We start from the raw sequence: 14,219 nt of genomic DNA on the forward strand, positions 1-14,219 counted from the left end.
CCTTAGAGGTCCTGGCGGCGTTCGATTTGCCGCCGCGGCGCGGCAGCGTCAGCGGCATCTCAGGTGCACCGTACAGCGGGCGCGCATTGGGCGCCTGCGGATCGGCGAGCGCAAACACCGCCTTGGCGGTGGCGGCGCCATAGTCGTCGTCGATCTGGTAGTTTAGCTCGAAGGCGCCGTTGGCGGCGCGCTTGGGCTCGCCGACGAAGCGGATCTGCGGCGGCTTGTCCGATACGACCGCGAAGGCCCAGCGGCCGAGCTGGTCCTCGCCCGACGTCAGCGTCAGCGTGCCGTCGCCGGTCAGCTTGCTGGTGAACTGGCGCACCTTGGACGGCGTCGCCGGGCTTGCCGCCGGCTTGGCGGCCTGCGGCCCGGCCGGGTCGATGGCGCGGGCGTTGCCATTCTTGTCGGCATAGCCGAGCGTTTCCTCGCCTGAGCCGCCCGTCACGCGCAGCGAAACGTCACTGCCTTCGGGAACCGTAAAGGTCGGGATCGCCTGGTTGGCGTCGGCGGTCAGGAAGATCGGCGGCTTGCCGGTATAGGCCGGCGGCGTCACCCATGCATCAATGCGCGGCGGCACGATATCGCGCGCGCCATGGGCATTGAAGCCGTCGCTGATCCTGCCGCCCGTCGGCCCGAAGGAGAAGGCGAAGGCGGTCACGAGCAAAAGGGCCGCCACCGCGCGCAGCCCCCAGGGGTCGCGCTCCGGCACGCGCGTGCGCGGCAGGTCGGCGCCAAGATTGTCGAGCTTTCCAGCCATGCGCTTCTGGTGTTCGCGCCACAGCGCCTGCGAGAAGCTGCTTTCCCTGCCGCTTGGCCGGTCGGTCTGCACCAGCACCGGGCTGTGCAACAATTGATTGGCGGCCTCGATGCGGCGGTCGATTTCGGCGGCGCCCGGCAGGCGGAAGAAGCGCAGCGGATAGAGCGCGGCCAGTGCCGCTATGGCAAAACCAGCGACCAGGCCGATGCGCGCCGTATCCGGCAGCCGGGAGAACAGGCCGAGCCAGGAGATGGTGAGGAACAGGCTGGCGACGATGACGAGCGGAAGCAGCAACGGCCAGCCGCGCTCGACCATCATCGAGACCCGCGTCGCCAGCCGGCTCAAGGCCAGGCGCCCGGCGAAGCCGCGATCGCTGCTGAAGGTGGGTCGTTGCGTCATCGGCCCTTCCTTGAGCCTATTGCATCCCGAAAACCGGGATGCGGCCCTATCCCTATGAGCATGATCTGGTTCCGAAAGGGATTTCACTTCTCGGGATCATGCTGTGGAGCGGGCAGGATAGCCCGACGCCTCACGACTCAAAGAATACCAGCAAACACGGCAAAGGCGAGGCAGTTCGGAAAAACGTGAAGTGGGTCGTTATAGTTCCATTCTGCAGACCTTCAGAAGGTGGTGGGCCCTTCAGAAGGTGGTGGGCCCTTTAGAAGGTAGCGGGGTCCGCATTCGCCCCGCAGACCAGCACGGCGACCCGTTCGCCCGCCGCCGGCGCATAGCGGCCGGCCAGGACGGCGGCAAAGGCGGCCGCACCTCCCGGCTCGGAGATGATGCGAGCCCGGTCCCACAGCGCCTTCTGCGCGGCGATGATGTCGTCGTCGCTGACAAGGATCGAGCGTTCGACAAAGGCCTTGGCGATCGGGAACATCATCTCGCCGACGCGCTTTGGCGCAAGCGAGTCGGCGGCGATGCCTTCGGCCGGAGCGTCGACGGGGTGTCCGGCCTCGAAGGCGCGATGCAGCGTCGGCGCGCCTTCCGGCTCGACGGCGACGATGCGGGTGCGGCCGGCAAACCAGGCAGCGATGCCGCCGATCAGGCCGCCGCCGCCGACAGCGACCAGCAGCGTGTCGATCCGAGGCAAATCGCGCTCGATTTCCAGCCCAAGCGTGCCCTGGCCGACCAGCGTTTCCTCCTGGTTGAAGGCATGGATCTGCAAGGCACCCGTCTCCTCGGCGAAACGCTCACTGGCGGCCAGCGCCTCGGCGTAGCGGGCGCCACCGACGATCAGCTCGGCGCCGTAGCTGCGGATCCGTTCCAGCTTGGCCGCCGGGCTCACTTCGGGAACGAAGATGGTCGCCTTGTGGCCCAGCCGCATGGCGGCATAGGCGACGGCCGCACCATGATTGCCGCCCGATGCGGCGACGACACCGGCCTCGGGAACGGGCCGCTCCAGGAGATTGGTGAAGGCGCCGCGCGCCTTGAACGAGCCGGAATGCTGCAGGCATTCGAGCTTCAGGTCGACGGCCAGCGGCGGCCGATCGAAGTCGGCCATGTCGACGCGCAGCACCGGCGTGTGCCTGATATAAGGGCGGATGCGCGGTTCCATCGCGGCAATGCGCTCGCGTGTGACGGTGATGCCGTTCGTCATGATTTGCTCCCTTTGACGGGTAGGTGTGTTTCCGGCGCTTCTACGCAAGCCAGTCGGGCATCGAATCCAGCCCGATCAGGTCGTCATAGGTCAGGCGTGGGCGCACGACGTGGAACCGGTCGCCGTCGACCAGCACCTCAGGAACCAGCAGACGGGTGTTGTAGGTGCCGGCCTGCACGGCGCCATAGGCACCGGCGGTGGAGACGGCAATCAGGTCGCCGGCCTTCAGCCTGGGCAGTTCGCGGTCCAGGCCGATATAATCGCCGGTCTCGCAGACCGGGCCGACCACGTCGACCGTCATGCGCGGCGTGTCGGCCGGCGGCTGCACGACTGGACGGATATCGTGGAAGGCATCGTAGAGCGTCGGCCGGATGAGATCGTTCATGGCGGCGTCGACGACGAGGAAGTTCTTGGCGTCGCCTTCCTTTACGAAGATCACTTCCGAGACGAGGATACCGGCATTGCCTACGATGAGCCGGCCAGGCTCGAACATCACCTTCAGGCCGAGCTTGGTGACATGCTTCCTGACGATCTGGGCATAGGCATCGGGCAGCGGCGGCGGGTTGTTGTCGACGCGATAGGGGATGCCGAGGCCGCCGCCGACATCGATATGTTCGATGGCATGGCCGTCCGCCCGCAACGCGCCGACCAAATCGACAAGCAGGGCGAAGGCGTCGTCGAAAGGCTGCAGTTCGGTGATCTGGCTGCCGATATGGGTGTCGATGCCGGTGATCCTGATGCCGGGAAGCGCTGCCGCGCGGCCATAGACCTGACGCGCCTTCTGCCACGGGATGCCGAATTTGTTCTCGGCCTTGCCGGTGGAGATCTTCTTGTGAGTCCTGGCGTCGACATCGGGATTGATGCGCAGCGAGATCGGCGCCAGCTTGCCAAGGGCAGTGGCTCGCGCCGACAACAGCTCGAGTTCAGGCTCGGACTCGACGTTGAAGCAGAGGATGCCGGCGGCAAGGGCAAAGTCCATTTCGCGCGCGGTCTTGCCAACGCCGGAAAACAAGATCTTGCCGGCCGGGATGCCGGCGGCCAGCGCCCGACGCAATTCACCTTCCGAAACCACGTCGGCGCCGGCGCCGAGCTTCGCCAGCGTCCGCAGGACGGCCTGGTTGGAATTGGCCTTCATGGCGTAGCAGACCAGCGCGTCGAGCCCGGCAAAGGCTTGCGCAAACACCCGGTAGTGCCGGGTCAGTGTGGCCGTCGAATAGCAGTAGAATGGCGTGCCGACCTGTGCGGCGATATCTGGTATCGCCACGTCCTCGGCATGGAGCACGCCGTCGCGGTAGTCGAAATGGTTCACGGGAGTGGTTCCGGAAAGTTGGGGCGCGATGGGATCGGGTTGGAAGGCCCCGCTCTCGTCGGCTCTATATCAGCGGGTCGAGGATGAACTTCTTGTCCTTGACCGGTTTTTCCGGCTCCGGCGGCACGGGCTGATGGGCCTTCGAGGCATCCTTGCGCGCCTGCACGGCCGCCTCATAGGGCGTGTCGAGACCGCCCCTCCTGCCGCAGGCCGAGACGGTCGCGACCGCCACCAGCAGCGTCAGCGTCACCAAAATCCTGCTTCCGGTCATCGATCCATCCGTCCGAAACGTTTGTCAGCCGCCGCTTTTAGCCGAGTTCTCGGCGCATTGCACCCCGAGATATTGCTCGTCGCAATATCTGGCGCAACGTCCGGGTATTGCCGGGATATTGCTGGCGCAACATCCGGCATTACGCCTTCGCCAGCCGCTTTTTCCAGGCGCGGATCTGCTTCCTCACTTCCGACGGCGCGGTGCCCCCGAAACTGGTGCGGCTCTTGACCGAGTTCTGCACCGCCAGCACCGAAAATATGTCGGCCGTGATGCCGGGATCGATCGACTGCAAATCCTCCAGGGAAAGCTTCTCCAGCCCCACCTTCTTGTCTTCGGCCAGCGCCACCGCCCGGCCGGTGACATGATGCGCCTCGCGGAACGGCAGGCCGAGCGTGCGCACCAGCCAATCGGCAAGGTCGGTTGCTGTCGCGTGGCCGGAGCCGGCGGCCTTCTTCATCGCGGCAGCGTTGACAGTCATGTCCGAGACCATGCCGGTCATCGCCGCCAGCATCAGGTCGAGCGTCTCGGCGGCGTCGAACACCGATTCCTTGTCTTCCTGCATGTCCTTGCCATAGGTCAAAGGCATGCCCTTCATCACGGTCAGCAGGCCGACCAGATGGCCGGTGACGCGGCCGGTCTTGCCGCGCACCAGTTCGGCGGCATCGGGATTCTTTTTCTGCGGCATGATCGACGAGCCGGTGGAAAACGAGTCCGACAGCCTGACGAAGCCGAACTGCGGCGTCGACCAGATGATGATCTCTTCGGCCAGCCGCGACAGATGCGTGGCGCAGATCGCGGCAAAAGCGAGGAACTCGAGCGCGAAATCGCGATCCGAGACGCTGTCGAGCGAATTGCGCATCGGCTCGCGGAAGCCGAGCGCCTTGGCGGTCCGGTGACGGTCGATCGGGAAGCTGGTGCCGGCCAGCGCCGCGGCACCGAGCGGGCTTTCATCCATCCGTTCGATCGCATCGCGCGCGCGCGACAGGTCGCGCGAAAACATCTCGACATAGGCCATGCAGTGATGGCCGAAAGTCACCGGCTGGGCCGCCTGCATATGGGTGAAGCCCGGCATCACGGTCGCCGCATGCTCCTCGGCCCGCTCCAGCAGCGCCTCGATCAATCCCTTCAACGCCTCGGCGATGCGAAAGCACTCCTCCTTGACCCACAGCCTCAGATCGACCGCGACTTGGTCGTTGCGCGAGCGGGCGGTGTGCAGGCGGCCGGCTGCCGGGCCGATCAGATCGGCGAGGCGCGCCTCGATGTTCATGTGGATGTCTTCGAGCCGCGTCGAGAACTCGAAGCTGCCGGCTTCGATCTCTTTCAGGATCGTGTTTAGCCCATCAGCGATTTTTTCTTGGTCGGCCGCCGAAATAATGCCCGTTTGCGCCAGCATCTCGCTATGGGCGATCGAGCCTTTGATGTCCTGCGCATAGAGTTTGCGGTCGAAGGAGATAGACGCGTTGATCGCTTCCATGATGGCGGCCGGACCCGAGGCAAAACGTCCGCCCCACATCTGGTTGCTGGTTTTCTTGTCGCTCATGGCTATAACCCGTGCTTCGGAGCAGTTTTGAGAAAATGGCAGACGGTAGTAGATTCTTCCCGGCCCCGCGCCTGATCCTCGCCGCCTTGGTGGCGGGCGCGCTGGCGGGCGCGGTCGCGGTATATGTCAGCGAGAGCCGGTCTGGCAACAATGCACCGGCACAAGCTGCCCTGGGTGAAAGCAAGGACGACGTGGCCTGCGCGGCCAAGAGCGACCGCGCCAAGAAAGTCGCGGCGTCGGCCACCGGTGAGGTTGCGGCCCTTTTGCCGGCCGATCCGCCACAATCTCTGAAGAGCCTCGCCTTCAACGGTCCGGACGGCAAGCCGATGACGCTTGCCGATCATGCCGGCAAGACGGTGCTGCTCAATCTGTGGGCGACATGGTGCGCGCCGTGCCGTGCCGAAATGCCGGCGCTCGATGCGCTGCAGAAGGAAAAGGGCAGCGACGCCTTTCAAGTGGTGGCCGTCAATGTCGATGCCGGTGACGATGTGAAGCCGAAGAAGTTCCTCAGCGATACCGGTGTCGCGACGCTCGGCTATTACCGGGATTCGACGATGGCGCTGTTCAACGACCTCAAGAAGCGCGGGCTGGCGCTAGGCCTTCCCGTCACCATGCTGGTCGACGGCGAAGGCTGCCTGATCGCCCATATGAACGGCCCGGCCGAATGGTCGGGACCGGACGCCAGGCGGCTGGTCGAAACGGCACTCAAGCCCGAGAGTCTTTAAGCCCTATTCAGGCCAAGGACAGGCGCGGGCGCGAAGGCCAGAACGCTTCTGTCGCGCAAGGTGGCGGGTTTGCTGCCGACAGCGGGTGCGACGACACCGGTTAGCTCGCCGAATTCCTCGATGAGAGCTGGCCTGCCGATATAATAGCCCTGGCCGATCTCGCAGGCTTCGGCGTCCAGGAATTTCAGTTCGCCGAGCGTCTCGACACCCTCCGCCAGAACCGGCAGGCCGAGACCGCGCCCAAGTCCCAGGACGGCGCGCACGATCGCCGCGACCTGGCCGTTCTTGTCGACGGACTTGATGAAGGAGCCATCGATCTTGATCTTGTCGAAGGGGAAGGCGCGAAGGTTGGAGAGCGAGGAATAGCCGGTTCCAAAATCGTCCATGGCCACGCGCACGCCCAGCGCCTTGACCTGCCGCAAGGTGGCCAGCGCCCGCGGCATGTCCTTAACAAGCGCCGTCTCGGTGATCTCAAGCTCGAGCCTGCCGGGCGCGAGGCCGGAATTCAGCAATGTTTCGTGGACCTTGCGGCTGAAATTCGTGTTGTGGAGCTGCACCGCCGAAACGTTGACGGCCACCGTCAGCGGATTTTCCCAGCGGGCGGCTTCCTCGCAGGCAGCCGTCAGCACCCATTCGCCAATCTGGCCAATGGCTCCGCTGTCTTCGGCCACCGGGATGAATATGCTGGGCGACACGTCGCCGCGCGTCGGATGCCGCCAGCGGACCAGCGCTTCGAAGCCGACCATCTTTCCGCTGCTGATCTCTTTCTGCGGCTGGTAGACGAGGTAGAACTCCTGGCGTGCGACCGCCTGGCGCAGTTCGTGCTCCATCACGCGCTTGTCGCGGGCCTCGGCCCCCATCGAAGCTTCGAAATAACGGTAGGTGTCCTTGCCCTCGGTCTTGGCCCGGTAGAGTGCCGTATCGGCGTGGCTTATCAGGCTGGCCTGGTTTTCGGCATCCGATGGATACAGCGCAATGCCGATGCTTGCCGACACAAGGCCGCCGCCGACAGAGAGCCGGTTTTCCTCGCGCATCGCGGTCAGCACGGCGTTGGCGATACGGCCCGCCTCCAACGGGTCGGTCAGGTTCGGCGCGATGATGGCGAACTCATCGCCGCCCAGCCGCGCCACCATCTGTCCTTGACGAAGGATGCCGGTCGCGCAATGCGCAACCTTCTGCAGCATGGCGTCGCCTGCGCCGTGCCCATACAGGTCGTTGACCTCCTTGAACCGGTCGAGATCAAGCAGCAGAAGCGCAAGCTGGCCGCCTTTCCTGGTCCGGCCCATCGCGGCAATTTCCGTCTCCAGCCGACCGGAAAAGCTGCGGCGATTGGCCAGTCCGGTCAGTGGATCGAAATGGGCAAGCCGCAGGATCTCCTGTTCCGCCTTCTTGCGCTCGCGAATGTCGCGGACCGCGACCACGTTGTGCGGTTTGCCACAGTAGTCGATGCTCCTGGCGATCAGCTCGACAGGAATGCTCGTGCCATCGCGGCCGCTCAATTCGGCCTCCTGCGGCTGTTCGCCGAAGCCCGACATATCGGATCCGAAGAGATCGCCAAGCTGCATTCCGTTCAGCGTCGCTGTTGCGATGCCCGTCAGTGTCGCAATGCTGTCATTGGCACTGATGATGCGGTTGCCGTCGCAGACGATCAGCCCCTCCACGGCGGCATTGGCCAGGCCGTGCATGCGGTCGACCTCGAGCTTCTGGCGACGGAAGCGCAAATCGATCCACAGTGCCGATGCCGACAGAACCAGGATCACCAGTGTGGCGGCGGCGGCCGCGAAAGCCTGCGAGGTCGGCTCGATCGTGTATTCGGATATGACGATCGAGGGATCGGGGAAGATCGAGACGGCACCCATACCGATGAAATGCAAGGTGCAGATCGCCAGCGTCAGCAGCACCGCGCCGCCGGATGTCGCCTTCAAGGAGGGGCGACGCTGCACGACACGCAGCGCCAGCGCCGCGAGTGTCACGCCGGCCAGAAGGGAAACGGCGACAAGCAACAGGTTCCACTCGATGCGGCCCTGAACCTCGAACGCCGCCATGCCGATGTAGTGCATCGCCGCGATACCGCCGCCCAGGACGGCGCCGCCGACGAGATGATAGTCGAACTCATTCCGCAAGGTGGCGATCCACATGCCGGCTGCCGTCAGAGTGACCGAAGCAGCGAGCGAAAGCACGGAGAGTGCGGGATCGTAAGCACTGGGTATGCCCGGTGTGAATGCGAGCATGGCGATGAAGTGCGTTGCCCAGATGCCGAAGCCGGTCGAAGTGGCCGCGATCATCAGCCAGGCAAGCCGGTTCCGATCGGTGGAGCGGCTTATGTGATGAAGCAGGTTGACGGCAGAGAAACAGGAAATTCCGCAGATCAGCGCGGCGAGTGCGACCAGTCTCAGATCGTGTTCGTTGACGATACAATTGTAGACCGTCAGCATTTTATTTCACCTGATCTATTGGAAATAAACAGGGCAGCAGGATTGAGTAGCGCTTTGCCGTTGAGCGATCGATAAAGTTGCCTGCAACCTTGGCGTGTCTCTTCGGGTTGCAGCGGCTGCAATCAGGGCTGGCACGCCGAAAGCCAGCTTGGCAGTCCCGACGGTGGTTCCTGGCGCGCCTGTCGTCCCGCTGAGCCGGCTAACCGTATCGCTTTCCATGCCTCCAGGCGGAGGCGAGCGTTGCGTTAGGTAAAGGGTGAAGTTCGTCGATCTGCAACAAAACCGTTGTCTGATTGTCACGAGCGACACATATTGCCTTCGCGGGAGTGCCTCTTTCGCCAATGACAAACGGGAGATGAAACATGAAGTCCTTCGGCTTCGCGGCCGGTGTTGCCGCCACCTTTATGCTGCTTTCCTCAACCTCCGCTTTTGCTGTCACGCAGATCAGCTGGTGGCACGCCATGACTGGCGCCAATGCCGAAGTTGTCGACAAGATCTCCAAAGATTTCAATGCCAGCCAGAGCGACTATGAACTCGTTCCGGTGTTCAAAGGCACGTATCCCGAGACGCTGAATGCCGGCATTGCCGCCTACCGCGCGGGCCAGGCCCCAGACATTATCCAGGTGTTCGACGTCGGCACCGGCGTGATGATGGCAGCCGAAGGCGCGATCAAGCCGGCAGCCGATGTGTTGACCGGCGCAGGAATGACCTTCGACAAGAGCCAGTATCTGCCAGGCATAGTCGGCTATTATTCGAAGCCGGACGGCACCATGCTCTCCTTCCCCTACAACTCCTCCTCGCCGATCCTTTATTACAACAAGGATATCTTCAAGAAGGCTGGTCTCGACGTCGACAGCCCACCCAAGACCTGGAATGAGGTGTGGGAAGATGCCAAGAAGATCAAGGCGAGCGGCGCGGCCGCCTGCGGCTACACCTCGACCTGGCTGACCTGGATCCATCTGGAGAATTTCGCGGCCTGGAATGATGTGTCATGGGCCACCCAGCAGAACGGTCTGGCCGGCGGCGATGTCGAGCTCAAGATCAATGCGCCGATTTTCGTCAACCATTTCCAGGCGCTCGCAGACCTCGCCAAGGACGGCACCTTCAAATATGGCGGCCGCACCTCCGAAGCCAAGCAGATCTTCCTTGCGGGCGAATGCGGGATCATGACTGAATCCTCCGGCGGACTTGGTGATATCGTCAAGTCCGGCATGAATTACGGCATTGGCCAATTGCCCTATGACAGCGACGCCAAGGGCGCACCGCAGAACACCACGCCGGGCGGCGCCAGCCTGTGGGTTTTTGCGGACAAATCCGATGAGGAATACAAGGGAGTGGCCGCTTTCTTCGCCTATCTGTCCAAGACTGACGTTCAGGAATACCTGCACCAGAAGTCGGGTTATCTGCCGGTAACGCTGGCGGCTTATGAAGCGACCAAGAAGTCCGGTTTCTATGACAAGAACGTCGGCCGCGAGACTCCGATCCTGCAGATGACGGGTAAGGCGCCGACCGACAATTCCAAGGGCGTACGTCTGCCGAACCTGCCGCAGGTGCGCGATATCCAGAACGAGGAGTTCGAGAAGATGCTCGCCGGCCAGCAAACCGCGCAGCAGGCACTCGACAATGCGGTTACGCGTGGCAATGCCGCAATCAAGGAAGCGCTGGGGAATTAGAGCGAGCGCAGGTCCTTGCTCTACGGCGTACCCACCTGTCCTGCCAGGCATCTCCCCTCGGCGAGGGGGGTTTTGCCGTGCCTTGCGATTTCGCCAATGGTCGATGATGCCGAATCCGAAACGCTCATCAAAGCCATCCTGGCGGAGAGGGGTGCCGCATGGTGCCGCCCGCCTCATTACCTCGGAGTGGCTCCGTGACCCCTCGCGTCGTGTTTCCCAACAAGGTTCTTCCCTACCTGCTTGTGGCGCCGCAACTGGCCATCACGCTCGTTTTTTTCTACTGGCCGGCCGGTCAGGCGTTCTACCAATCCATGCTCAGGCAGGATCCGTTCGGGCTGAGGACCAAGTTCGTCTGGTTCGCCAATTTCAGGAAAGTCCTTGCCGATCCGGCCTACCTAAACTCGATCAAGGTCACGGTGGTGTTTTCCCTTGCGACCGCTATCGTCGCCATGTGCGTGGCGCTCCTGCTTGCGGTGATGGCAGAGAAGGTGGTGCGCGGCAAAGGCCTTTACCGCACGCTCTTGATCTGGCCCTACGCGGTGGCGCCGGCGATTGCCGGTATGCTGTGGCTGTTCCTCTTCAACCCGTCGATCGGGTCGCTGGCCTACATGCTGAGGAGTTTCGGCATCGCCTGGGATCCACTGCTCAACGGCACCCACGCCATGATCCTGCTGGTGTCCGCCGCTGCCTGGAAGCAGATCAGCTACAATTTCCTGTTCTTCGTCGCCGGCCTGCAGGCGGTGCCGAAAGCCTTGATCGAGGCGGCGGCCATGGACGGCGCCGGCGAGACCAAGCGATTCTGGACCATCGTCTTCCCGCTGCTTGCGCCGACGACCTTCTTCCTGCTGGTCGTCAACACCGTCTATGCCCTGTTCGACACGTTCGGCATCGTCCATGCCGTCACCGGAGGCGGTCCGGGCAAGACGACTGAGACGCTGGTCTACAAGGTCTACAATGACGGCTTCGTCAATCTGATCCTCGGTGACTCGGCGGCGCAGTCGGTCATCCTGATGGTCATCGTCATCTCGCTCACGGCCATCCAGTTCCGCTATGTGGAACGCAAAGTCCATTACGGCTGAGGGCGAGCGATGATCGGCCAGTCACCGCTCCGCACCGTCATCGCCCACGCCGTGCTGATCCTCGGCATATTGATCGTCGCCTTCCCGATCTACTACACGTTCGTTGCCTCGACGCAGACGCTGCAAACGATCCTCAGGCCGCCATTGCCGCTCCTGCCCGGCGATCAGTTCTGGAACAATTACGCCGAAGCGCTGTTCGGCGGTGTCGGCCGCATCGGCGGCGTCAGCGTTGGCAGGCTGCTGCTCAACACCACGGTCATGGCGCTCGGCATCGCGGTGGGAAAGATCTTCATCTCGATCCTGTCGGCCTACGCGATCGTATTTTTCCGCTTTCCGCTGCGCATGACCTTCTTCTGGCTGATCTTCATCACCTTGATGCTTCCCGTCGAGGTGCGCATCCTGCCGACCTACAAGGTGATGGTCGATCTCGGCATGATCGACACCTATGCCGGCCTGATCATCCCGCTGATCGCCTCGGCCACCGCCACATTGCTGTTTCGACAGTTTTTCATGACCATTCCAGGTGAGCTGGTGGAGGCGGCGCGTGTTGACGGTGCGGGGCCGTGGCGCTTCTTCTTCGATATCCTGTTGCCGCTGTCGCGGACAAATATCGCGGCGCTGTTCGTCATCCTCTTCATTTATGGCTGGACCCAGTATCTGTGGCCGTTGCTCGTCACCAACAGCAGCAACATGAACACGATCGTCATCGCGCTCAGAAAGATGGTCTCCTTCGCCGATGCCGATACGCAATGGCACCTGGTCATGGTTACAGCGATGCTGGCCATCGTGCCGCCGATCCTGGTCGTGGTGCTGATGCAACGCTGGTTCGTTCGCGGCCTCGTCGATTCCGAAAAGTGAGAAGCTGATGGCGACCGTCGATCTGAAGGATGTGAAGAAGGTCTACCCCAGCGGTTTCGAGGCCGTGAAGGGCGTTTCAATCGCAGTTCCCGACAAAGAGCTTTGCGTGCTCGTCGGCCCATCGGGTTGCGGCAAGTCCACGCTGCTCAGGATGATCGCCGGGCTCGAAACCATCTCCTCGGGAACAGTTGCGATCGACGGCAAGATCGTAAACTCAATCGGTCCCACCGAGCGTGACATCGCCATGGTGTTCCAGAACTACGCGCTCTATCCGCATATGAAAGTCTACGACAACATGGCCTATGGGCTGCGCAACCGCGGCACGCCGAAAGATGAGATCGACAGCCGGGTCCGCGCGACGGCGAAAATACTGGAACTTTCGGCGCTGCTCGACCGCCGCCCGCGCGAGCTTTCCGGCGGCCAGCGCCAGCGTGTCGCCATGGGTCGTGCCATTGTGCGCAACCCGAGGGTTTTCCTGTTCGACGAGCCGCTCTCCAATCTCGATGCCAAATTGCGCGGCCAGATGCGGGTCGAGATAAAGAACCTGCAGCGCTCGCTTGGCGTCACCTCGGTCTATGTCACACATGACCAGCTCGAGGCGATGACGCTGGCCGACATCCTCGTCGTCATGAATGCCGGACTGGTCGAGCAAATGGGGGCGCCGCTCGACATCTACGAAAGGCCGGCCTCGACGTTCGTTGCTTCCTTCATTGGCGCGCCGCCGATGAATCTCCTGGCACTGACCGAAGGCGCCTCGGGCGCGGTGCTCGCAGACGGCACGGCGATTGCTTTCGCACCTCGGGAGGCAAGAGCTGCGACCCTCGGTTTTCGGCCCGAGGATGCCGACGTCACCTTCAATGCGGAGGCGCCGTCCGGCGCGCTCGTCCTGCCGGCGCTGGTCGAGGCAGTCGAACCGGTAGGCGCTGAAAGTTTCCTTCACTGTGCGGCAGGCGGCAACCGCATTGTCGTGCGTGTCGCGGGTCGCGCCACCGCCACGGTTGGCAACCAATTGCGCGTGGTTGCCAAGGCAGAAAAGCTGCACTGGTTCGATCAGGCCGGAAAGCGCGTCGGCTAATCCAAAGGATATGCCTGGACCTCACGTGTACGGCGTTCAGGCGAAGACATGCGCCTTTCCCGATACGGTCAGCCGGACGATCTCGCCGACCGCCGGCGCGTCCATGCCCGGTTTGCGCAGGACCAGCGGCGTGTTGCCGATCGCTGCCGCATCGGGCGGATCGGCATTGTTCAAGAGCCGCACCGCGACCGTGCACATCGAGCCGGCGAATTCGGATTCCGTCACCTCGCCGAACAGCATGTCCGACGTGCCGGACATGCCCTCGCGCGACGTTCTCTTCAGCGCGATCTGCTCCGGGCGAAGCATGATGCGGGCGATATCGCGGCTGTCATTGGTGTCGACCGCGATGCGGCCGAGCGGCGAGTTGGCGAAGCCATTTGATATCTTGGCCGGCAGGATGATGGCGTCGCCCAGGAATTCGGCGATCATCCTGTCCTTCGGCTTGAGATAGAGCTCGCGCGGCGTGCCGACCTGCGAGAACTTGCCGTCGCGCATCACCGCGACCTGGCTGGCGAAGGACAGCGCTTCGGCCTGGTCGTGCGTCACCAGGATGGTGGTGATGCCGGCGGCCTCCAGAAGCTCGGCCACCGCCTTGCGCATCGAGGCGCGCAGGCCGGTATCGAGCGCCGAGAACGGCTCATCGAGAAGCATCAGCCTGGGCTTCATCGCCATGGCGCGGGCTAGCGCCACGCGCTGCTGCTGGCCGCCGGAGAGCTCGTGCGGGCGGCGTTTGAGGATCGCCTTGTCGAGGCCGACGATATAGGCGAGCTCGACAATGCGCTCAGCGCGCTTGTCCTCGCCGCGATCCATGCCGAAACCGATATTGTCGCCAATGGTCAGATGCGGAAACAGGGCACCATCCTGCGCCACCACGCCGATGCCTCGGCGATATGC

The 14,219-nt window shown here is 63.2% G+C and carries 12 protein-coding genes; 5 read left to right on the forward strand and 7 right to left on the reverse strand.

Annotated elements, in window-relative coordinates; all coding sequences use genetic code 11:
• The 5 genes from EN943_RS26785 to argH form a co-directional block, all read right to left on the reverse strand.
• A partial coding sequence (locus EN943_RS26785) for a DUF4175 family protein (RefSeq protein ID WP_127415290.1) occupies positions 1 to 1,159 on the reverse strand: 1,159 nt, incomplete at its 3' end.
• A 259-nt stretch (positions 1,160 to 1,418) separates the two neighbouring features.
• On the reverse strand, positions 1,419 to 2,360 hold the full coding sequence (locus tag EN943_RS26790) for a threonine/serine dehydratase (protein ID WP_127415291.1): 942 nt from the start codon (positions 2,358 to 2,360) through the stop codon (positions 1,419 to 1,421).
• 40 nt (positions 2,361 to 2,400) lie between these two features.
• Positions 2,401 to 3,669 (reverse strand): diaminopimelate decarboxylase, encoded by a 1,269-nt coding sequence (gene lysA, locus EN943_RS26795; RefSeq protein WP_127415292.1) that lies wholly within the window; start codon positions 3,667 to 3,669, stop codon positions 2,401 to 2,403.
• 64 nt (positions 3,670 to 3,733) lie between these two features.
• Positions 3,734 to 3,940, reverse strand: a complete 207-nt coding sequence (locus EN943_RS26800; protein WP_127415293.1) for a lipoprotein — start codon at positions 3,938 to 3,940, stop codon at positions 3,734 to 3,736.
• Positions 3,941 to 4,079: 139 nt separating this feature from the next.
• Positions 4,080 to 5,480 (reverse strand): argininosuccinate lyase, encoded by a 1,401-nt coding sequence (argH, locus tag EN943_RS26805; protein WP_127415294.1) that lies wholly within the window; start codon positions 5,478 to 5,480, stop codon positions 4,080 to 4,082.
• A 35-nt stretch (positions 5,481 to 5,515) separates the two neighbouring features.
• Between argH and EN943_RS26810 the strand changes: the two genes are divergently transcribed.
• Positions 5,516 to 6,205, forward strand: a complete 690-nt coding sequence (locus EN943_RS26810; RefSeq protein WP_127415295.1) for a TlpA disulfide reductase family protein — start codon at positions 5,516 to 5,518, stop codon at positions 6,203 to 6,205.
• Here EN943_RS26810 and EN943_RS26815 read toward each other — a convergent pair.
• A complete protein-coding gene (locus EN943_RS26815; protein ID WP_127415296.1) occupies positions 6,202 to 8,640 on the reverse strand; it encodes an EAL domain-containing protein in 2,439 nt (812 codons plus the stop codon). The genes EN943_RS26810 and EN943_RS26815 overlap by 4 nt on opposite strands.
• Before the next feature lie 362 nt (positions 8,641 to 9,002).
• Between EN943_RS26815 and ugpB the strand changes: the two genes are divergently transcribed.
• The 4 genes from ugpB to EN943_RS26835 all read left to right on the forward strand — a co-directional run bounded on the left by ugpB (position 9,003) and on the right by EN943_RS26835 (position 13,325).
• On the forward strand, positions 9,003 to 10,313 hold the full coding sequence (ugpB, locus tag EN943_RS26820) for a sn-glycerol-3-phosphate ABC transporter substrate-binding protein UgpB (protein WP_027038134.1): 1,311 nt from the start codon (positions 9,003 to 9,005) through the stop codon (positions 10,311 to 10,313).
• Between the two features lie 158 nt (positions 10,314 to 10,471).
• Positions 10,472 to 11,392, forward strand: coding sequence for a sn-glycerol-3-phosphate ABC transporter permease UgpA (gene ugpA, locus EN943_RS26825; RefSeq protein ID WP_127415297.1), 921 nt, complete (start codon positions 10,472 to 10,474; stop codon positions 11,390 to 11,392).
• 9 nt (positions 11,393 to 11,401) lie between these two features.
• Entirely contained in the window at positions 11,402 to 12,250 is an 849-nt protein-coding gene (gene ugpE / locus EN943_RS26830; RefSeq protein ID WP_127415298.1) for a sn-glycerol-3-phosphate ABC transporter permease UgpE, read from the forward strand.
• Positions 12,251 to 12,257: 7 nt separating this feature from the next.
• Positions 12,258 to 13,325: a sn-glycerol-3-phosphate import ATP-binding protein UgpC gene (locus tag EN943_RS26835; protein ID WP_127415299.1), complete on the forward strand. Its 1,068-nt coding sequence runs from the start codon at positions 12,258 to 12,260 to the stop codon at positions 13,323 to 13,325.
• 36 nt (positions 13,326 to 13,361) lie between these two features.
• Here the strand turns inward: EN943_RS26835 and EN943_RS26840 are convergent.
• A partial coding sequence (locus EN943_RS26840) for an ABC transporter ATP-binding protein (protein ID WP_164778387.1) occupies positions 13,362 to 14,219 on the reverse strand: 858 nt, incomplete at its 5' end.

Origin of the sequence: Mesorhizobium sp. M7A.F.Ca.US.006.01.1.1, assembly GCF_003997935.1 — a bacterium.
Taxonomy (GTDB): Bacteria; Pseudomonadota; Alphaproteobacteria; order Rhizobiales; family Rhizobiaceae; genus Mesorhizobium.